The sequence below is a fragment of the Stakelama portus genome (assembly GCF_003171655.1).
In the GTDB taxonomy this organism is placed as follows: domain Bacteria; phylum Pseudomonadota; class Alphaproteobacteria; order Sphingomonadales; family Sphingomonadaceae; genus Sphingomonas; species Sphingomonas portus.
In genome coordinates, this window is sequence record NZ_QFZL01000004.1 from 245,116 (window position 1) to 263,420 (window position 18,305).

An 18,305-nucleotide genomic window follows, 5' to 3' on the forward strand; every position below is an offset into this window, starting at 1 on the left:
TGATGGACGAAGACCGGAAGATCGTGACTGAGGAAGTCGAGGCCGTGGCGCCGCCGCCGCGTGCTCGCGTGGACGATGCCGCCGATGCAAGCGCGCGCGAGACGTTCGAGCGCAAGCGCGACTATCTCGAAGGCTTTCTCTCGCAAAAGCCCGCAGCCCAGGCAGTGGGCGAACCGGGCGGCGAAACCTATGAAGCGATCATCGAAGCGCTCAAGGAAATCTATGACCCGGAAATTCCGGTGAACATCTATGACCTGGGGCTTATCTATGGCGTCGAAGTGACCGATGACGGCCATGCCGCCGTGACGATGACGCTGACGACGCCGCATTGCCCGGTCGCCGAATCGATGCCGGGCGAAGTCGAACTGCGCGTCGGATCGGTGCCCGGCGTCGGCCATGCCGAAGTCAATCTGGTCTGGGACCCGCCCTGGGATCCGGGAAAGATGAGCGACGAGGCAAAGCTCGAACTGGGCATGCTGTAACCATTCCCCCTCCTGCATAGCGGAGGGGAGGAAGGATTGGATGATGACCGACACCAAAACCCGAACGCGCCCCGCCGCGATCATTCTGACCCCCGCCGCGGAGGCGCGGATCGCGGAACTGATGTCGCGCGCGCCCGAGGGTGCCGTCGGCGTCAAGCTGTCGACGCCGCGTCGCGGCTGTTCGGGGCTCGCCTATTCGGTCGATTATGTCACCGAAGCCAACCCGATCGACGAGCGGATCGAAACGCCGGGCGGGACATTCTTCGTCGATGCCGGATCGATCCTCTATCTGATCGGATCGACGATGGATTGGGTGGAAGATGATTTCACCGCCGGATTCACCTTCGAAAATCCGAACGCAAAGGGCGCGTGCGGTTGCGGGGAAAGCTTTACCGTCTGACCCCGTCAGATCTGCGGCAAGGGTCCGGCGAGCAATTTCCCGAGCGCATCGAGTGCCGCCTCCCAGCGCAGCTTTTGCGTCGCACAGGCGACATCGTCGGGAAAGCCGAAATGGACGAGGCTGAGCTCGGTTTCGCTGTCGCCGAGCGGCAGCAGTTGCACGATCACGCGCCGTTGCGCCGGATCGTCGCAACACCAGCTGAATTCGAGCAGTTCGTTCGTCGTGGCGCTGGAAAAAACGCCCCATTCCTCCGCCGCGTCGCCATTGGCGCGGAGCGAATCGATCAGGAAATTGCCGCCGATGCGTGGATTGATCTGTGCCATCGGCACGCGTCCGCCTTCACCGGCCCACCAGCGTGTTAGCAGGTGCGGCATAATCCATGCGGAATAGACAATATCGGCAGAAGCGGGATAGCGCCGCAGCAACGTCAGTCGCAGCGCCGCCGCCATCAGCAGCAGTGCGCTTTTTGCAAGTGTCGCCGGCAATCGTTGGCCAGAGCTGTGCGATCCGTCATGCACTGCACTATTCCTTCGCAACTGCACAATCGCAAGTAGATTTTGTGACGCAGCGCCTCATGATCGCCATCGGTTTCGCAATCACGGGACAGGAATGGGCTTCACGCAAGGGCGCGGCGCGCTAATGCTCGCGGCGACAAGGGGATTTGCATGATTGATCGCAGCGCACATGCGCCTGTCGTCGCGTCGGGACGCGTGCGACGGCGCCCGTCCTCCGCCACCGGCGGGCGGAACCGCTGATGCTGGGGCGGCTGTTCGCATGGTTCGAACCGTTTGTCGGCGCATTGCTGGCAACGGTGCTGCTTGCCACCCTGTTGCCGCCGCGCGGCATGTGGGTGCCGGTGTTCGATGTCGCGGCCAATGCGGCGATCGTGCTGCTCTTCTTCCTCCACGGCGCAAAATTGTCGCGCGAGGCGCTGCTCGCCGGCGCGCGCAACTGGCGCCTGCACCTTGCCGTGATGGCGGCGGTGTTCGTCCTGTTCCCGCTGTTCGGGTTGGTGGTGAGCAATCTTCCCTTCGTCACCGCACCGATCGCCGCCGGGCTGCTGTTCCTCACGCTGTTGCCCTCTACAGTGCAATCGTCGATCGCCTTTACGTCGATCTCGGGCGGCAATGTCGCCGCGGCGGTATGCAGCGCTTCCTTTTCCAACATGGCCGGTATCTTCGTCACGCCTGCGCTCGTCGCGCTGCTGATGGCGAATATGGTCGGCGGACAGGGCGGCGTATCGATGGAGGCAGTCGAGACGATCCTGCTCCAGCTGCTCGTGCCTTTTGCGGCCGGCCATATGCTGCGGCCATGGATCGGCGCGTTCGTGACGCGCAATCGCCGGATGATCGGCTTCGTCGATCGCGGCAGCATTTTGCTGGTCGTCTATACCGCGTTCGGCGCGGCGGTGGTCGCGGGGCTGTGGCAGCAGCTGTCGGCGAGCGATCTGGGCATATTGATCCTGATCTGCCTCGTCCTCCTTGCCGTCGTGCTTTTGGTCAACTGGGTGATGGGCAGGGCGCTCGGCTTCCCGCGCGAGGACGCGATCGTGCTCCTGTTCTGCGGATCGAAGAAAAGCCTGGCGACGGGCGTGCCGATGGCCGGGGTGCTGTTCGCGCCGGCGCAAGTGGGCATGATCCTGTTGCCGGTGATGATCTTTCACCAGATTCAGCTGATCGCCTGCGCGATGATCGCGCGGCGCTATGCCGCCCGGATCGAACCGGAATGACCGCGGCCGCCGTGGCGATTCGCTTTTGCTATCGGGAAAATGGTGCCCAGGGGCGGGATCGAACCACCGACACTGCGATTTTCAGTCGCATGCTCTACCAACTGAGCTACCTGGGCATTCCGAGCGGAATCGCTGGAAGGGCCGCCTCCTAGTCGCGATTCTCAGGCGTGTCCAGCCCAGTTTGTGCTTCCGGATCGACCGGATCGCCGGGAATGCGATAGCCCTCGCCCAGCCATTGCAGCAAATCGCGATCCTTGCAGCCGCGGCTGCAAAAGGGCTTGGTGTCGGGAGCGGCGGGATTGCCGCATACGGGGCAGGTGTCACGTCGCGTCATCGTCGGTCGTCTTGCTCCAGAAATTGCGTTCTTCCGCCGCTGCGGCGATGCAGTTCGGCAACCCAGCCGGGCGCGCGCATCAGGCGATCGAAAAGCGGCCTGGCCAATATATGGGTAGCCGGAGCGGGCGGGGGAAGTCGTTCGAGCATGCGCAGTTCGGCGCGTACCGCCGCGCCCGCCGGATCGCCGGCAAGCAGTTCGGGCAGGGACGGCCGCATGCGGCGGCGAATGATCTGCAGGAAACCGAAGCCATTTACTGCCGTGCGTTCGAATGGCTGCGGCAGCGTCGCGTCGATCGCTTCGGCAACGGCGTTGCGCGCGGCCTTTCCGCTCAGCGTCGGGAAATCGATGCCGATCGAACCCGCGATATCGTGACGGACGATCGCATGGGCGACGGCCTCCGCAGCGGCGATTGCGAGCGGTTCGAGCGGACCCGATCCATCGACGTCGAACAAGGTCATTGCCGGCGTCACCCACATGCGCAACGCGCCGCCGGAAAATGCGATTTCGCCGGTGCGCGCTTCCTCAAGCGTTTCCGACCAGCCTGCCGCTTCCAGCCGGTCCGGTTCGTGTGCCTGGCATCGGCGCACCGGAATGCCGCTGGCGGTGATTCGCGCGAGCAGATTCGGGCCGGGCGCGGCGGTCGCGTCGCCATCGGCAGGCACTGCCTTGGCCAGTTTCGCACGGCCGGGCTCGGGAATCGGTTCGCGGACGATGCGCACCATCAGGCCGGCGCCTTCGGTGATGCCGCGCGGCAAGGGAGTGCAGAGCGCCTCTTCGCCGCTTGCCAGCGCCACCTTGCCGGTCGTGCGGTCGATCAGCCGGGCAGGCGCGATGGTATCGACGCGCGGGCCGGTGTCTTCGGGTTCGATCCGCAGCTTCACGATCGCGCCGTGGTCGACCAGCGCGGCCCGCGCTTCGCCGATCCCGGCTTCGTACAGCCACTCAGCCAAGCGGACAGCCTGCCGCTACCAGCAAGGCGCGCGTTTCGAACAGCGGCAACCCGACGACACCCGAATGGCTGCCGCCAAGATAGCGGATCAGCCCGGCTGCGCGCCCCTGAATGGCATAGCCGCCAGCCTTGCCCGCGCCTTCGCCGCTGGCGATATAGGCCTGGATTTCGGCCTCGCTCAGCCGCTTGAAGGTGACGATCGTATCGGCAAGCCGCGTACGTGCCGTGCCGGTCCGGTCGATCACGCACACCGCCGACAGGCAATGGTGCCGCCGTCCCGACAGCAGCCTCAGCATCGCACGATGATCGGCGTCATCTTCGGGTTTGTTGAGAATGCGGCGCCCGACCGCGATGGTGGTATCGCCGGCAAGGACGATTTCGTCCGCATCGCGCGACACCGCACGCGCCTTTTCCTCGGCGAGCCGCAGCGCATAGACGCGCGGCAATTCGCCGGGAAGCGGATCTTCGTCGATGTCGGGAGTCGCAATGCGATCCGGCGTGACGCCCAGCTGGCCGAGCAGATCGCGGCGGCGCGGACTGGTCGAGGCGAGGACGAGCTTCATCGGCGCTGGAACCTCGCCCAACGCTTACTTGAAGCGATAGGTGATCCGACCCTTGGTCAGGTCATAGGGCGTCAGTTCGACGAGCACTTCGTCGCCCACCAGCACACGGATGCGGTTCTTGCGCATCTTGCCGGCGGTGTGGCCGAGAATCTCATGATCGTTCTCAAGCCGAACACGGAACATGGCGTTGGGCAGAAGCTCAACGACCGTGCCACGCATTTCAAGCAGTTCTTCCTTGGCCAAAAAATACCTCTTATGCTGGGCTCAGGCGCGGGAGCCTTTACTCCGGCGCGTGCAAAAAGAAAAGCGGGGGATCGGTCGCAACAAGCCGACCGCGCAACGCGTCATATATGGCAACGATGCCGCGTCCGGACAAGCACGGCATGGGCCGTAGCGGCAATAGGCAGGTTTTGCGATGAATTCGGGGGTGACAGGCCAGCCCACTCGTCCCTAAAGACCGCGGCAATCAGAAAGAGAGAAAATCATGGCCGATAACGCGAGCGTGCAGTTTTCCGAGCGCGAGGCGCTGCTGTTCCATTCCGATCCCAAGCCCGGAAAGCTGGAGATCGTGGCGTCAAAGCCGATGGCGACGCAGCGCGATCTGGCGCTTGCATACTCGCCGGGTGTCGCGGTGCCGGTGCGCGCGATCGCGGAAGACCCGTCCAAGGCATATGATTATACGGCCAAGGGCAATCTGGTCGCGGTGATCTCCAACGGCACGGCCATTCTGGGCCTGGGCAATCTCGGCGCGCTCGCATCCAAGCCGGTGATGGAAGGCAAGGCGGTGCTGTTCAAGCGGTTCGCCGATGTCGACGCGATGGATCTGGAACTGGCGACCGAGGATGTCGAAAAATTCATCTCGGCCGTCGAGCTGATGGAGCCGAGCTTCGGCGGCATCAACCTTGAAGACATCAAGAGCCCCGAATGTTTCGTGATCGAGCAGACGCTGCGCGAACGGATGAACATTCCGGTGTTCCATGACGATCAGCATGGCACGGCGATCATCGCCGCCGCCGGGCTGATCAATGCGCTTCACCTGACCGGGCGCGATATCAAGGACACCAAGGTGGTGATGAACGGGGCGGGCGCTGCCGCGATCGCCTGTGCCGAACTGATCAAGGCGATGGGCCTGCCCAATGATCAGCTGCTGATGTGCGATCGCACCGGCGTGATCTATCAGGGCCGCGAAAAGGTGAACCAGTGGCAGTCGGCGCACGCGGTGCAGACCGACCGGCGCACGCTGGCCGAAGCGCTGGAAGGCGCCGATGTGTTCGTGGGGCTGTCCGCCGCCGGTGCCTTGCCGGTCGAATATCTGGAAAAGATGGCGGAAAAGCCAATCATCTTTGCCATGGCCAATCCCGATCCGGAAATCACTCCGCCCGAAGCCAAGGCGGCGCGCCCCGATGCGATCATCGCCACCGGCCGTTCGGATTATCCCAATCAGGTCAACAACGTCCTGGGCTTTCCCTTCATCTTCCGTGGCGCGCTCGATGTGCGGGCGACGACGATCAACGATGCGATGAAGGTCGCCGCCGCCGAAGCGCTCGCCAAGCTGGCGCGCCAGCAGGTGCCCGAGGAAGTCGCTGCGGCCTATGGCACGCAGCATGTGTTCGGCCCCGATTATATCATTCCCGCGCCGTTCGACCCGCGGCTGATGGAAATCGTGCCGGCTGCTGTCGCACAGGCGGCGATGGATTCGGGCGTGGCGACGCGTCCGATCGAGGATATGGAGGCCTATCGCCAGACGCTGCGCGGTCGCCTCAACCCGACGACCTCGGTGCTGACGCTTGCCTATGAAGGTGCGCGTGCGCATCCCAAGCGCGTGATCTTCGCCGAAGCCGAAGAGGAAGTGGTGCTGCGCGCCGCGATCGCGTTCAAGGACGGCGGCTATGGCACGCCGGTTCTCGTCGGGCGCGAAAGCGTGGCCGATCAACTGCGCGACCTGGGCGTCGATCCGGAAGAATATGAGCTGCACAACAGCGTCAATTCGCCGCTCGTGCCGGAAATGGTCGATTTCCTCTACAAGCGGCTTCAGCGGCGCGGCTATCTGCACCGCGATATCGAGCGGCTGGTCAATCGCGACCGCAATATTTTCGGCGCGCTGCTGCTGCAACTGGGCAAGGGTGACGCGATGATCACCGGCATCACGCGCACCTATGCCGAAACGATGCGCCAGATCCGTCGCGTCATCGATCCGGCCGAAGGGCGCGTGCCGTTCGGCATCCATGTGCTGGTCGGCCAGTCGCACACGGTCTTCATCGCCGATACGACGGTCAACGAACGGCCGACGGGCGAGGAACTGGCGGCGATTGCCGAAGGTACCGCCGCCGTCGCGCGTCGCATGGGCCACGAACCGCGTGTCGCGTTCCTCAGCTATTCGACCTTCGGCAACCCGGAGGGCCAGTGGCTCGACAATATCCGTGCGGCAGTGAAGGTGCTCGACGAGCGGGACCCCGGCTTCGAATATGAAGGCGAAATGGCGCCCGACGTCGCGCTCAATCCCAAGCAGATGGCGAATTATCCGTTCGCGCGGCTTTCGGGTCCTGCCAATGTGCTGGTGATGCCGGGGCTTCAGTCGGCCAATATCTCTGCCAAGCTTCTGCGCGAACTGGGCGGCGATTCGACGATCGGGCCGATGCTGATCGGTATGGAAAAGCCGGTACAGGTCGCGGCGATGACGGCGACTGCCAGCGAACTGGTCACGCTGGCGGTGCTGGCGGCGGGCGGTATCGCGCGCTGAACCGATCGGCAGGCGCTAGCTTCGGTCCCGGCTGAGCGATCGGCCGGGACGGATCATCTGTGCGATGCATTCGGGCGGCGGAGCCGAGGCGTCTGTCGGCGGCAGCAGCGACTGACGGATGCGGCCACGGTCGACACTCAGAACGATCGAATGCGCCCGGCCGAGCAGACGTTCGACCGGGACCATTCCCAGCCCCATGTCCGATTCTGCAAAGCGGCTGTCGGCGGAATTGTCGCGATTGTCGCCCATGACGAAGACATGGCCGTCGGGCACCACCTGTTCGCGAAAATTATCTCCCGGACTGACGCCCAGATCGATGACGCAATGGCGCCCCGCTTCGCCGGGCAGATGCTCGGTCAGTACACGCGCTTCATTCTGCCCCGGATCACCATATGTGAATTTGGTGATGGTGCGCTGATATTGCTGGCGCGCCGCGACGCCGTTGACGATCGGGATGCCGCCGCGAACCGCGATACGGTCGCCACCGATGGCGACGACGCGCTTTATCCAGAATTCGTCTTTCACCGCGATGATCACGATCTCGCCTGGCCGCGGATCGGGATCGCCGTCCATTTCCGCCAGGATGCGTTCGCGCGGCATCAGCGTGGGCACCATCGAATTGGAAGGAATCCAGAAAACCTGGAAATCGTTCATCGCCGTTCGGGCGATCCCGCTGGCGTGCAACTGCACCGCCAGCAGCGCCGCGCCGGCAACGCTTGCCGTTCCGATCGCCAATCGCCGCCTGCGCGTCCGGCCGTTTCCCATGCAAGATACCCCCATGCCCGCGCCGAGATTTCCCCGGCGCGGGCAGGCGGTCAATCCGCAATCGACGTCAGGCCTCGATGTTGCTCGTCATTGTCGCATTGACGACGCCGCCATCGACCGTGAGCGTATCGCCGACGACATAGTCGCCCGCGCGGCTGGCGAGATAGATTGCGGCTGCCGCCATATCTTCCGGCTCGCCGATGCGACCGGCGGGAATGCGTTTCGCAACCGAATCGCCATGGTCGCGTGCCGCCTTGTTCATGCGCGAAGCAAAGGCGCCGGGCGCGAGCGAGCTGACATTGATGTGATCGCCGACCAGCCGGGCCGACATGCGGTGCGTCAGATGGATCAACGCTGCCTTCGACGCATGATAGCTATAGGTTTCCCAGCCATTGTTGCGCTGGCCGTCGATCGACGTGATGTTGATCACCTTGGCGGGCTGGTCGGCGCTGGCGGCGGCCTTGAGCGCTCCGTACAGCGCCTGGGTAAGGAAGAAAGGCGACTTCACATTGAGGTCCATCACCTTGTCCCAGCCATCTTCGGGGAAGTCGGCGAATTCGGCGCCCCATGCCGCGCCGGCATTATTGACCAGAATGTCGAGCTTGCCTTCGCGCTCCATGATCGCGGCGGCGAGCGCCTTGCAGCCTTCGACGGTCGAAACGTCCATCGGCAGCGCGATACAGTTTTCGCCCAGTTCCGCGGCGGTTTCGTCGCACGCATCGGCGCTGCGCGAGGAAACATAGACTTTGGCGCCGGAGGCCACGAAGCCTTCGGCAATCATGCGGCCGATACCGCGCGATCCGCCGGTCACCAGTGCGACGCGGCCGTCGAGGCGAAATAGCTTGCTGACGTCCATCTGCTTCCTGCTCCTCATTTTTGCGGGTGGTCGCGATGCTGCGCTTCCGTGCCCTCAATTCGAATCAATGGCTGTTCCGGGCGATCGCTAGCGACCCTGCTTCCGCTTGCCAAGGCGGCAGCGCCATACCCGTTGTTCCAATTACCCGCGAGTTGACGCCCGGAACGTACCGCCTATCCCTGAATGGAAAGGGGAGGGGCGCATGCAGGCACGACAGGACGGAGACATTCCGGCATCGGTTCCACCGGCGCGGCAGCTTGGGCGCGCGACGCTGCTTGCCTATGGCTTTGGCGCGGTCGCGTATGGCGTCAAGGATTTCGCGTTTTCGTCGTTCCTCCTGCTTTTCTACAATCAGGTGATCGGCCTTCCCGCCTCGCAAGTCGGCTTCGTCATCATGTGCGCGCTGCTGTTCGATGCGTTCGTCGATCCGGCGGTGGGGTTCCTTTCCGATCACACGCGGACGCGCTGGGGGCGGCGGCACCCATGGATGTATGCGTCGGCGATACCGATCCTGGTCGCGTGGCTGCTCTTGTGGAATCCGCCCGAATGGTCGCATTCGGCAATGCTCGGCTGGGTGTTCGCGATGTCGGTCGTGGTCCGCTCCGCAGTCTCTTCCTATGAAGTGCCGTCACAGGCGCTCAGCCCCGAACTGACGTCCGATTATGACGAGCGGACGCGGATCATGGCCTATCGCTATCTGTTCGGATGGGCCGGCGGCCTTGGCATGCTGATCGCTTCCTACGGCATCTTCCTCGCGCCCCAACCGGGGCAGACCAGCGGCCTGCTCAATCGCGAAGGCTATGTCGGTTTCGCGCTCGCGGGCGGGCTTGCGATGCTGGTGGCGATTGTGGTTTCGGCGCTCGGCACCCATCGCGAAATCGCGCGGCTGCCCGATGCCGGGGTGGCGCGTACGACGCTTGCGGGCAGTTTCCGGGAGCTTGTCGAAACGCTGCGCAACCGCGCCTTCGCGATCCTGATGCTTGCGGGCCTTTTCTATTTCACTGCGCAGGGGATCAGCTTCGCGCTTTCCAATTATCTCTATACCTATGTCTGGCTGTTCCACGGCATGGCCTATACGCTGGTCGGGCTGGTGCTGTTCGGCGGCGCGGTGATCGCGTTCCTGATCGCGCCGCGAGTCGCGCGGCGCTTCGGCAAGCCCGATGCTGCGTTCGGTTTCATGCTCGCGGCGGCGGTGCTGCTGGCGTCACCCTATGTGCTCAGGCTTGCGGGGCTGTTTCCGCCGCCATCGTCGCCGATCATGCTGCCGCTGCTGTTCACTATCTTCACGATCAATTCGGCCTGTGGGATTTCCTCCACCATTCTCTTCGCTTCGATGATGGCCGACGTTTCGGAGGATTCCGAAGCGCGGACCGGGCGGCGTTCCGAAGGCGTATTTTTCGCCGGAGCCTTTTTCGTTCAGAAATGCACGAGCGGCCTGGGCATCTTTGCCGCCGGGCTGATCCTGTCGCTCGCGGACTTTCCCGATGGTGCCCGGCAGGGTGCGGTTGCGGAAGCGACGATCGACCGGCTCACCTTGCTCTTCGCGATCGTCTATTTCGGCCTGGGATTGGTTGCGGCGCTGCTCTATCGGCGCTTTCCCTTCGGCCGGGCGGAGCATCAGGCGCGTCTGGAGAAACTGTCCGAACAAGGCTGAGGATCGACGCGCGCCGCCGCCGGTTGTTACGACATGACTGTCTGGCAGACACATCGTCCCGCCCATCGCGCGCGGATTGCCGGTGCCCTGATCGCCGGGGCTGTCGGCGCCGCGCTGCTCGCAATGATCTGGCTGGGGCTGGCGGTTCGCATTTCGCTGCCCGTGACCGACAGCCTGGCATTATTCGAAGTGCAGCCGCCTGCGCCGCCGCCGCCCGAACAAGCCACCCCGGTGCGAAAACCTTCGACGGCGCGCGAAGGTGAGGCCGCGCCGCCCGCGCTGCGGGCCCGGCCCAGGCCCGTCGTCGCGCCCACGCCGCGCGTCCAGCCGCTGCCGCCGCCGCGCACGGCGCCACCGGTCGCTGCCGAAGGAAGCGAAGACAGCGCCGGGGCGAGCGACCGGCCGGGGCCGGGAACCGGCGCGGCGGGCGTTGGCGCGGGGCTGGGCAGCGGTGGCAGCGGCACCGGAACCGGCAGCGGCATTGCCGTGGCGGCGCGGCGCGTGCGCGGCGCGATTTCGCCACGCGACTATCCGCGCCAGGCCTCTCGCGATGGTATCACCGGCAGCGTCACCGTGCATCTCGACGTCGATGCGCGCGGGCGCGTCACGGCATGCAGCGTGGCACGGTCGAGCGGCAGCGCATTGCTCGACAGCACGACATGCCGGCTCGCGGTGGCGCGCTTTCGCTATCAACCGGCGCGCGATGCACAGGGGCAGCCCGTGCCCACGATCGCCGGCTATCGCCAGGATTGGTGGCTGGAGCCGCGCTGAGCGCTATTGTGCGTTCGCGATCGGGGCGACATCGGACGCGTTGACGTCGAGCACGGCGGCGGCTTCGTTCAGCTCGCGCGCCTCACTGGCGGTGATGCCGCCCACATTGTCGTCATCGGATGACCCGCAGGCGGCGAGGAGGCAGGCGAGCATCAACGCCACTGCCGGGCCGGTGCGCATCTCAGTCGACTTCGTCGGCGGCTTCATCGACCGCTTCGTCGGTCGCGTTGGCGACGGTGTCATAGCTGTTCTGCGCAGCGTCGAACGCAGCGTCTTCGGCAGCGGCGACGTCGTTGACCGCTTCGCCCATCGTGTTGCTGTCGCCGGCCATCGCTTCGGATGCCTCGGCGGTTTCGTTCTTGGCGCTCTGGCCACAAGCCGAAAGCGCCAGCGCGGCCGCCGCCGCGACGGGGATGAGAAGTGCCTTGCGCATGGTCGTCCTTTTCGAATGCCGGAGCGGGATCGGTCCCGCGGGGATAGCGCTATCGAACGGTAGAAGTACGTGCAACTGCGTTGACCCGATATAAAGATATCTTTATATCTATATTGCCATGGTCGCTCCGCTCGAAATCTTCCGCGCTCTTGCCGATCCCACGCGTCTGCGGATGCTGGGACTGCTGCGTTCGATGGAGCTTTCGGTCGGCGAACTGGCGCAGGTGCTGGGGCAGAGCCAGCCGCGTGTCTCGCGCCATGTGAAGATATTGTGCGACGCCGGGCTTGCCGAGCGGCGCAAGGAGGGCAGCTGGGTGTTCGTGGCGCTCGGTGCGCGCGACGTGGTCGATCCGGTGCTGGCGACATTCGACGCCTGGCGCACGAGCGAGCCCGATCACTGGACGGTGGCGGATGAAGCGCGGCTTGCCGCGGTTCGCGCGGATCGTGCCGCGGCAGCGGCGGAGTGGTTCGAGGAACATGCCGGCGAATGGGATGCGATTCGTTCGCTCCACATCGCCGAAAGCGAAGTCGAGGCGGCGATGGCGCGGGTGCTGGGCGATGCCTCGCTTGGGCAGCTGGTCGATATCGGCACCGGAACGGGGCGGATGATCGAATTGTTCGGGCCGCAGTCGGATCACGCGCTGGGAATCGATCGCAGTTCGGAAATGCTCCGCCTCGCCCGGGCGAAACTGTCCGAACAGGGATTGAACAATGCCGAATTGCGGCAGGCGGATCTCTATGCGCTGCCGCTGGCCGATCGCGCGGCGGACACGGCGGTGCTGCATCACGTGCTGCATTTCGCGCAACAGCCCGGCGGCGCGATTGCCGAGGCTGCGCGTGTGCTGAACGAAGGCGGGCGGCTGCTGATTGCCGATTTCGCGCCGCACGACCGCGAGGAACTGCGCATCCGCGACGCGCATGCGCGGCTGGGATTTTCGGACGAACAGATCCTCGGATGGTTTGCCGCAAGCGGCATTTCGCCGGTGCAGATCGAAACGCTCGAAGGAGGCGAACTGACAGTGAAATTGTGGCTCGGCCGCAAGACCGGAGAACCGGCTAAAAGAAGGAAAGCGGCATGAACGACTCTATTCACCAGCGCGAGGAAGCGCGCCGCGCGCATGACGCGCCGCTCTTTGCCGACATGGCGGGCGATATCGACGTGTCGTTCGAATTCTTCCCGCCGAAGACGGAGAAGATGGAAGCGACCTTGTGGGATTCGATTCAGGCGCTGGCGCCGCTGGGGCCGCGCTTCGTGTCGGTCACCTATGGCGCGGGCGGTTCGACGCGTGAGCGCACGCATGCGACGGTCGCACGGATCGCGCGCGAGACCAGCCTTGCCGCCGCCGCGCACCTGACCTGCGTCGAAGCAACGAAGGAAGAAATCGACGCGGTTGCCGAGGAATATTGGGCCGCGGGCGTACGACACATCGTCGCGCTGCGCGGCGATCCGCCCACAGCGGGCAGCAAATATCAGATGCACCCGGGCGGATATGAAAATGCCGCGGCGCTGGTCGCTGGGCTGCGCAAGCTTCATCCGTTTGAAATTTCGGTTGCTGCCTATCCCGAATGCCACCCGGATTCGGCGGACGAACAGGCCGATCTCGACAATCTGAAGCGCAAGATGGACGCTGGTGCCAATCGCGCGATCACGCAGTTCTTCTTCGATCCCGACCATTTCTTCCGCTTTCGCGACAAGGCGGCGGCGGCGGGCATCACGGCGGAAATCGTGCCCGGCATCATGCCGGTGATGAATTATGCCAGCGTCGAGCGCATGTCGAAAATGTGCGGCACGCAAGTGCCGTCGTGGATGGGACGGCTGTTCGAAGGGCTCGACGACCATCCCGAGGCGCGTCAGCTCGTGTCCGCGACGATCGCGGCGGAGCTGTGCCGCAAGCTATATGCCGGCGGCGAGCGGAATTTTCACTTCTACACGCTCAACCGTGCCGAGCTGAGCTACGCGATCTGCCATTTGCTGGGGGTACGTCCCAAGCCCGGCGCGGAAGCGGCGGCGGCCTGAGCGAATCGGAAATCAACCCGTTCGTCCCGAGCGAAGTTCCGGGGCGTGCGGCAGGCGAAGCGCGAGCATGTCTCGACTTCGCGCGACACGAATGGAAATCGAGACATGAACGCACGCGAAAAATTGCTGGCCGAAGCGGCCAAGCGCATCCTGATCACCGACGGGGCCTTTGGCACCGAGATCCAGAACTGGAAGCTCGACGAAGCCGCCTATGCCGGCGATCTGGGCCTGACCAAGGACCAGAAGGGCAATAACGACATCCTCGCGCTCACCAAGCCTGAGGTGCCGGAAAGCATCCACCGCGCCTATTTCGAAGCAGGCGCGGATATTGCCGAAACCAACACTTTTTCGGCGAACCGGATCAGCCAGGCCGATTATGCCGCCGAACATCTGGTCCGCGAAATCAATGTCGAAAGCGCGAAGATGGCGCGGCGCGTTGCCGATGAGTTCGAAGCGAAGGACGGGCGTCCGCGCTTCGTCGCCGGGGCGATCGGACCGACCAACAAGACGCTTTCGCTGTCCCCCGACGTCAATGATCCGGGCTTTCGCGAAATCGATTTCGACGAGCTGAAGGATGTCTATCGCGAACAGGTCGATGCCCTGCTCGAAGGCGGCGCCGACTTCATCCTGATCGAAACCGTGTTCGATACGCTCAACGCCAAGGCGGGAATCATGGCGGTCGGCGAAGCGGCGGACGCGTTGGGCCGCGATGTGCCGATCATGCTGTCGATGACGCTGACCGACCTGTCGGGTCGCAATCTGTCGGGCCACACGGTCGAAGCGTTCTGGCATGCGGTGCGGCACGCCCGGCCGGTAACGATCGGGCTCAATTGTTCGTTCGGCGCCGAACAGCTGCGTCCGCACGTCGCGACGCTGGCCAAGCTCGCCGACACGCTGATCATGGTCTATCCCAATGCGGGGTTGCCCAACGAACTGGGCGAATATGACGAAGCGCCCGAAACCACGGCGTCGCTGGTCGGCAAATGGGCGCAGGCGGGCCAGGTCAACATCCTCGGCGGCTGTTGCGGATCGACGCCCGAACATATTGCCGCGATCGCGAAGGCAGTCGAAGGCCGCGCGCCGCGCATGCTGCCGACGCTCGAGGTCCGCACCCGGCTCGCCGGGCTCGAACCGTTCACCATGGCCGCGTGACGTGCACCCGACCGCCGACCTTGCGATCCGGCCAGCGGGACCGGAGGATTCGGATGCGCTGGCTCTGGTGGGCGGCGCCACCTTCCTCGATACCTTTGCCGGACGAATCGATGGCGGCGCCATCGTTGCGCATTGTGCCAAACAGCACCGGGCGGAAGCCTATCGTACGGCGCTGGGCGATGGTGCGCAGGCGTGGCTCGTCACGATCGAACCGGGCGGCGCACCGGTCGGCTTTGCCCTGACCACGGCGCCGGATCTTCCCGGATCGCAGCCCGACGACCGCGAGTTGCGGCGCATCTATCTGCTGTCGCGCTACCATGGCAGCGGCATTGCGGCTGCGCTGCTCGATACGGTGGTTGCCGGATCGCGCGGGCATGCGCGGCTGATGCTGGGCGTCAAGAACGACAATCATCGCGCGATCGGTTTCTATCGAAAGCACGGCTTCGAAGCCGTGGGCACCCGCAGCTTTTGCGTCGGCGGCCGCCACTATGACGATCTCGTCATGGCGCGACCGCTCGCTTCCTGAATTCCTCGAATATGAGTCAGTCTATGACCACTGCTTCCTCCACCAATTTCGTCAATATCGGCGAGCGCACCAATGTTACCGGATCGGCGCGCTTCAAGAAGCTCATCATGGCGGACGATTATGCCGCCGCAGTCGAAGTCGCGCGCCAGCAGGTGGAGAATGGCGCACAGGTGATCGACATCAATATGGACGAAGGGCTGCTCGATGCCGAGCGGGCGATGACCACGTTCCTCAAGCTGATCGCCGCCGAACCCGATATCGCGCGCGTTCCGATCATGATCGACTCCTCGAAATGGGACGTGATCGAAGCCGGGCTGAAATGCGTGTCGGGCAAGCCGATCGTCAATTCGATCAGCATGAAGGAAGGCGAAGAACCCTTCCTTGCCCATGCGCGCAAATGCATGGCCTATGGCGCCGCCGTCGTAGTGATGGCGTTCGACGAAAAGGGGCAGGCCGACACCGAGGACCGCAAGGTCGAAATCTGCCAGCGCGCGTACAAACTGCTCACCGGGATCGGTTTCCCGCCCGAGGACATCATCTTCGATCCCAATGTCTTTGCGGTCGCCACCGGCATCGAGGAGCATAATAATTATGCCGTCGATTTTATCGAGGCCGTGAAGCGGATCAAGGCAAGCTGCCCGCACGTCCATTTCTCGGGCGGGCTGTCGAACCTGTCGTTCAGCTTTCGCGGCAATGAGCCGGTGCGCCGCGCGATGCACTCGGTATTCCTCTATTACGCCATCCCCGCCGGGCTCGACATGGCGATCGTCAATGCCGGCCAGCTCGATGTCTATGACACGATCGATCCCGAACTGCGCACCGCCGTCGAGGACGTGATCCTCAACAAGGATCCGGAAGCGGGCGAACGGCTGGTCCAGCTTGCCGAAAAATATCGCGGCACCGATGCGGTTGCAGAGAAACAGGCTGCCGAATGGCGCGGCTGGGACGTGATCAAGCGGCTGGAACACGCGCTGGTAAAGGGCATCGACGCGCATGTCGTCGACGATACCGAGGAAGCGCGCCAGCAGATCGCCGATCGCGGCGGCAAGCCGATTGAAGTGATCGAAGGTCCGTTGATGGACGGCATGAACGTCGTCGGCGACTTGTTCGGGTCGGGCAAGATGTTCCTGCCCCAGGTGGTGAAATCGGCGCGCGTGATGAAGAAGGCCGTCGCCCATCTCCTCCCCTTCATCGAAGCGGAGAAGGAAGAGGGCGCCCGGGGCAAGGGCAAGATCATCATGGCGACGGTGAAGGGCGATGTGCACGACATCGGCAAGAATATCGTCGGCGTGGTGTTGCAATGTAACGGCTTCGATGTCGTCGATCTGGGTGTGATGGTGCCCTGGTCCGACATATTGAAGGCCGCGAACGAAAATGACGCCGACATGATCGGCCTGTCGGGCCTGATCACGCCCAGCCTGGACGAGATGGTGACGGTCGCCGAGGAAATGCAGACCGCCGAAATGACGATGCCGCTGCTGATCGGCGGTGCGACGACATCGAAGGTGCATACCGCGCTCAAGATCGCGCCGGCATATAAGGGGCCGGTGGTGCATGTGCTCGACGCCAGCCGCGCGGTCGGCGTCGCGACGACTTTGGTCAGCCAGACGGGGCGCGACGCCTATGTCGCCAAGGTCGCCGACGAATATGAAGCGGTGCGCGTTGCGCGCGCGAACAAGGGGCAGAGCGCGCTCGTCAGCATCGAACAGGCGCGCGACAACAGCTTCGACGCGGACATGACTCTCAAGCCCAAGCGTCCGATGATGCCGGGCGTGCACGAGTTCCGCGACTGGGATCTCGCCGATCTGCGCGGCTATATCGACTGGACGCCGTTCTTCCGCGCCTGGGAACTGGCGGGCGTATATCCCGCGATCCTTGAGGATGATGTGGTCGGCGAAAGCGCGCGGTCGCTGTTCGCCGATGCACAGAAGATGCTCGATCAGATTGTCGAGGAACAATGGCTGACTGCGCGCGGCGTTGCGGGCCTGTGGCCGTGCCGGCGCAAGGGCGACGATGTGATCGTCCATGTCGCAGACGATGAACATGTCACGCTTCCCTTTCTGCGCCAGCAGATTCAGAAGCGGGCGGGTCGTGCCAATATGTGCCTTGCCGATTTCATCGATCGCGATGGCGACTGGATCGGCGGCTTCGCCGTGTCGATCCACGGCATCGATCGTCACATCGCGCGGTTCAAGGCCGAGCATGACGATTATCGCGACATCCTGCTCAAGGCGCTGGCCGACCGGCTGGCCGAAGCCTTTGCCGAGCGGCTGCACAAATATGTCCGCACTTCGCTCTGGGGCTATGCCGAGGGCGAACAGCTGACCAACGAGGCGCTGATCAAGGAGGAATATCGCGGTATCCGCCCGGCGCCCGGCTATCCCGCCTGCCCCGAACACAGCCTGAAACCGATCCTGTTCAAGATGCTCGACGCGCACAAACGCACGGGGATCAGCCTGACCGAAAGCTTCGCGATGCTGCCGACTGCGGCGGTTTCGGGATTTTACTTCGGCCATCCCCAGGCGGAATATTTCGGCGTCGCGCGGATCGGTCGCGATCAGCTGGAGGAATATGCCGGACGGCGCGGCGTCAGCCTCGAACAGGCCGAACGCTGGCTGCGGCCCAATCTGGATTGAGGCTGCTCGGATGATTCGTGAACTGCTCCAAACTGCAAGCCGCCAGCAGCTATTGAGCTATCTGGCGGGTGCCATTCACGGTTTCACCATCATGGCGCGCGATCCCGATTTAGACGCCGATTCCAAGGCGTCGATCAACAATCGCATTCATTATCTTGCCGGACATCTCCGGGATCTTATCGACCCGGACGAGGCATTTTCGGCTTTGAGGCTTGACGGGGTGGTCGAGAATGTCGCCGCTTTGAACTCCGCTCTGGCAAGAAATCTGGCGGCGCATCTGTTTGAATGACTGTTCC

At 63.9% G+C, this 18,305-nt stretch carries 21 protein-coding genes and 1 tRNA gene; 12 read left to right on the top strand and 10 right to left on the bottom strand.

Translation table 11 applies throughout. The features are described 5' to 3' along the window. The first annotated feature begins 2 nt into the window (after positions 1-2). Both DKB74_RS12615 and DKB74_RS12620 read left to right on the top strand, forming a co-directional pair. The gene (locus DKB74_RS12615) at positions 3-482 is read left to right on the top strand and encodes an SUF system Fe-S cluster assembly protein (RefSeq protein WP_109808514.1); all 480 of its coding nucleotides are present in this window, start codon (positions 3-5) and stop codon (positions 480-482) included. 40 nt (positions 483-522) lie between these two features. Further along, on the top strand, positions 523-882 hold the full coding sequence (locus DKB74_RS12620; protein ID WP_109808515.1) for a HesB/IscA family protein: 360 nt from the start codon (positions 523-525) through the stop codon (positions 880-882). Positions 883-887: 5 nt separating this feature from the next. On the opposite strand, the gene DKB74_RS12625 is transcribed toward DKB74_RS12620, so the two are convergent. Next, complete coding sequence (locus DKB74_RS12625) at positions 888-1,400, bottom strand: SRPBCC family protein (RefSeq protein WP_145960994.1); 513 nt, start codon at positions 1,398-1,400, stop codon at positions 888-890. 236 nt (positions 1,401-1,636) lie between these two features. On the opposite strand from DKB74_RS12625, the gene DKB74_RS12630 reads away from it, so the two are divergent. Beyond that, positions 1,637-2,611, top strand: a complete 975-nt coding sequence (locus tag DKB74_RS12630; RefSeq protein WP_109808517.1) for a bile acid:sodium symporter family protein — start codon at positions 1,637-1,639, stop codon at positions 2,609-2,611. A 40-nt stretch (positions 2,612-2,651) separates the two neighbouring features. Here the strand turns inward: DKB74_RS12630 and DKB74_RS12635 are convergent. The 5 genes from DKB74_RS12635 to infA all read right to left on the bottom strand — a co-directional run bounded on the left by DKB74_RS12635 (position 2,652) and on the right by infA (position 4,703). After that, a tRNA-Phe gene (locus DKB74_RS12635) sits at positions 2,652-2,727 on the bottom strand. A gap of 32 nt (positions 2,728-2,759) precedes the next feature. Further along, positions 2,760-2,945, bottom strand: coding sequence for a DNA gyrase inhibitor YacG (locus DKB74_RS12640; protein ID WP_109808518.1), 186 nt, complete (start codon positions 2,943-2,945; stop codon positions 2,760-2,762). Continuing rightward, entirely contained in the window at positions 2,942-3,898 is a 957-nt protein-coding gene (locus DKB74_RS12645) for an Rne/Rng family ribonuclease (RefSeq protein WP_109808519.1), read from the bottom strand. Before DKB74_RS12645 ends, DKB74_RS12640 begins: the two co-directional genes overlap by 4 nt. Further along, positions 3,891-4,460 (bottom strand): Maf family protein, encoded by a 570-nt coding sequence (locus tag DKB74_RS12650; protein WP_109808520.1) that lies wholly within the window; start codon positions 4,458-4,460, stop codon positions 3,891-3,893. The genes DKB74_RS12645 and DKB74_RS12650 overlap by 8 nt, the downstream gene beginning before the upstream one ends. 24 nt (positions 4,461-4,484) lie before the next feature. Further along, positions 4,485-4,703 (bottom strand): translation initiation factor IF-1, encoded by a 219-nt coding sequence (gene infA / locus DKB74_RS12655; RefSeq protein WP_109808521.1) that lies wholly within the window; start codon positions 4,701-4,703, stop codon positions 4,485-4,487. A 241-nt stretch (positions 4,704-4,944) separates the two neighbouring features. Between infA and DKB74_RS12660 the strand changes: the two genes are divergently transcribed. Further along, positions 4,945-7,200: an NADP-dependent malic enzyme gene (locus tag DKB74_RS12660; RefSeq protein WP_109808522.1), complete on the top strand. Its 2,256-nt coding sequence runs from the start codon at positions 4,945-4,947 to the stop codon at positions 7,198-7,200. Positions 7,201-7,215: 15 nt separating this feature from the next. Here DKB74_RS12660 and lepB read toward each other — a convergent pair whose 3' ends face one another. Both lepB and DKB74_RS12670 read right to left on the bottom strand, forming a co-directional pair. Next, positions 7,216-7,935: a signal peptidase I gene (gene lepB / locus DKB74_RS12665; RefSeq protein WP_161956866.1), complete on the bottom strand. Its 720-nt coding sequence runs from the start codon at positions 7,933-7,935 to the stop codon at positions 7,216-7,218. A 97-nt stretch (positions 7,936-8,032) separates the two neighbouring features. Then, positions 8,033-8,821: an SDR family oxidoreductase gene (locus DKB74_RS12670; RefSeq protein WP_109808524.1), complete on the bottom strand. Its 789-nt coding sequence runs from the start codon at positions 8,819-8,821 to the stop codon at positions 8,033-8,035. Between the two features lie 202 nt (positions 8,822-9,023). Here DKB74_RS12670 and DKB74_RS12675 point away from each other — a divergent pair, with 202 nt between their 5' ends. Both DKB74_RS12675 and DKB74_RS12680 read left to right on the top strand, forming a co-directional pair. Further along, positions 9,024-10,475 (top strand): MFS transporter, encoded by a 1,452-nt coding sequence (locus tag DKB74_RS12675; protein ID WP_193504455.1) that lies wholly within the window; start codon positions 9,024-9,026, stop codon positions 10,473-10,475. Positions 10,476-10,508: 33 nt separating this feature from the next. Continuing rightward, complete coding sequence (locus DKB74_RS12680; protein WP_109808525.1) at positions 10,509-11,246, top strand: energy transducer TonB; 738 nt, start codon at positions 10,509-10,511, stop codon at positions 11,244-11,246. A 3-nt stretch (positions 11,247-11,249) separates the two neighbouring features. On the opposite strand, the gene DKB74_RS18835 is transcribed toward DKB74_RS12680, so the two are convergent. After that, positions 11,250-11,453, bottom strand: coding sequence for a hypothetical protein (locus tag DKB74_RS18835; protein WP_109808526.1), 204 nt, complete (start codon positions 11,451-11,453; stop codon positions 11,250-11,252). Continuing rightward, the gene (locus DKB74_RS12690) at positions 11,428-11,679 is read right to left on the bottom strand and encodes a hypothetical protein (protein ID WP_109808527.1); all 252 of its coding nucleotides are present in this window, start codon (positions 11,677-11,679) and stop codon (positions 11,428-11,430) included. The genes DKB74_RS18835 and DKB74_RS12690 overlap by 26 nt, the downstream gene beginning before the upstream one ends. A 118-nt stretch (positions 11,680-11,797) precedes the next feature. On the opposite strand from DKB74_RS12690, the gene DKB74_RS12695 reads away from it, so the two are divergent. From DKB74_RS12695 to DKB74_RS12720, 6 genes are all read left to right on the top strand, one after another. Further along, a complete protein-coding gene (locus DKB74_RS12695; RefSeq protein WP_109808528.1) occupies positions 11,798-12,757 on the top strand; it encodes an ArsR/SmtB family transcription factor in 960 nt (319 codons plus the stop codon). Beyond that, positions 12,754-13,695, top strand: a complete 942-nt coding sequence (metF, locus tag DKB74_RS12700; RefSeq protein WP_109808529.1) for a methylenetetrahydrofolate reductase — start codon at positions 12,754-12,756, stop codon at positions 13,693-13,695. The genes DKB74_RS12695 and metF overlap by 4 nt, the downstream gene beginning before the upstream one ends. A 105-nt stretch (positions 13,696-13,800) precedes the next feature. Beyond that, positions 13,801-14,847, top strand: a complete 1,047-nt coding sequence (locus DKB74_RS12705) for a homocysteine S-methyltransferase family protein (protein ID WP_109808812.1) — start codon at positions 13,801-13,803, stop codon at positions 14,845-14,847. Position 14,848: 1 nt separating this feature from the next. Then, positions 14,849-15,373 (top strand): GNAT family N-acetyltransferase, encoded by a 525-nt coding sequence (locus DKB74_RS12710; RefSeq protein WP_109808530.1) that lies wholly within the window; start codon positions 14,849-14,851, stop codon positions 15,371-15,373. A 23-nt stretch (positions 15,374-15,396) separates the two neighbouring features. After that, the gene (gene metH / locus DKB74_RS12715) at positions 15,397-18,009 is read left to right on the top strand and encodes a methionine synthase (RefSeq protein ID WP_109808531.1); all 2,613 of its coding nucleotides are present in this window, start codon (positions 15,397-15,399) and stop codon (positions 18,007-18,009) included. Between the two features lie 10 nt (positions 18,010-18,019). Then, a complete protein-coding gene (locus DKB74_RS12720) occupies positions 18,020-18,298 on the top strand; it encodes a hypothetical protein (RefSeq protein WP_109808532.1) in 279 nt (92 codons plus the stop codon). Positions 18,299-18,305: the final 7 nt, after the last annotated feature.

Bases quoted from the DNA above. Each gene is read 5' to 3' on its own strand.
- DKB74_RS12615 (WP_109808514.1), top strand. From the start codon at position 3: ATGGACGAAGACCGGAAGATCGTGACTGAGGAAGTCGAGGCCGTGGCG.
- DKB74_RS12620 (WP_109808515.1), top strand. From the start codon at position 523: ATGATGACCGACACCAAAACCCGAACGCGCCCCGCCGCGATCATTCTG.
- DKB74_RS12630 (WP_109808517.1), top strand. From the start codon at position 1,637: ATGCTGGGGCGGCTGTTCGCATGGTTCGAACCGTTTGTCGGCGCATTG.
- DKB74_RS12640 (WP_109808518.1), bottom strand. From the start codon at position 2,945: ATGACGCGACGTGACACCTGCCCCGTATGCGGCAATCCCGCCGCTCCC.
- DKB74_RS12650 (WP_109808520.1), bottom strand. From the start codon at position 4,460: ATGAAGCTCGTCCTCGCCTCGACCAGTCCGCGCCGCCGCGATCTGCTC.
- DKB74_RS12660 (WP_109808522.1), top strand. From the start codon at position 4,945: ATGGCCGATAACGCGAGCGTGCAGTTTTCCGAGCGCGAGGCGCTGCTG.
- DKB74_RS12670 (WP_109808524.1), bottom strand. From the start codon at position 8,821: ATGGACGTCAGCAAGCTATTTCGCCTCGACGGCCGCGTCGCACTGGTG.
- DKB74_RS12675 (WP_193504455.1), top strand. From the start codon at position 9,024: ATGCAGGCACGACAGGACGGAGACATTCCGGCATCGGTTCCACCGGCG.
- DKB74_RS12680 (WP_109808525.1), top strand. From the start codon at position 10,509: ATGACTGTCTGGCAGACACATCGTCCCGCCCATCGCGCGCGGATTGCC.
- DKB74_RS18835 (WP_109808526.1), bottom strand. From the start codon at position 11,453: ATGAAGCCGCCGACGAAGTCGACTGAGATGCGCACCGGCCCGGCAGTG.
- DKB74_RS12690 (WP_109808527.1), bottom strand. From the start codon at position 11,679: ATGCGCAAGGCACTTCTCATCCCCGTCGCGGCGGCGGCCGCGCTGGCG.
- DKB74_RS12695 (WP_109808528.1), top strand. From the start codon at position 11,798: ATGGTCGCTCCGCTCGAAATCTTCCGCGCTCTTGCCGATCCCACGCGT.
- metF (WP_109808529.1), top strand. From the start codon at position 12,754: ATGAACGACTCTATTCACCAGCGCGAGGAAGCGCGCCGCGCGCATGAC.
- DKB74_RS12705 (WP_109808812.1), top strand. From the start codon at position 13,801: ATGAACGCACGCGAAAAATTGCTGGCCGAAGCGGCCAAGCGCATCCTG.
- metH (WP_109808531.1), top strand. From the start codon at position 15,397: ATGACCACTGCTTCCTCCACCAATTTCGTCAATATCGGCGAGCGCACC.
- DKB74_RS12720 (WP_109808532.1), top strand. From the start codon at position 18,020: ATGATTCGTGAACTGCTCCAAACTGCAAGCCGCCAGCAGCTATTGAGC.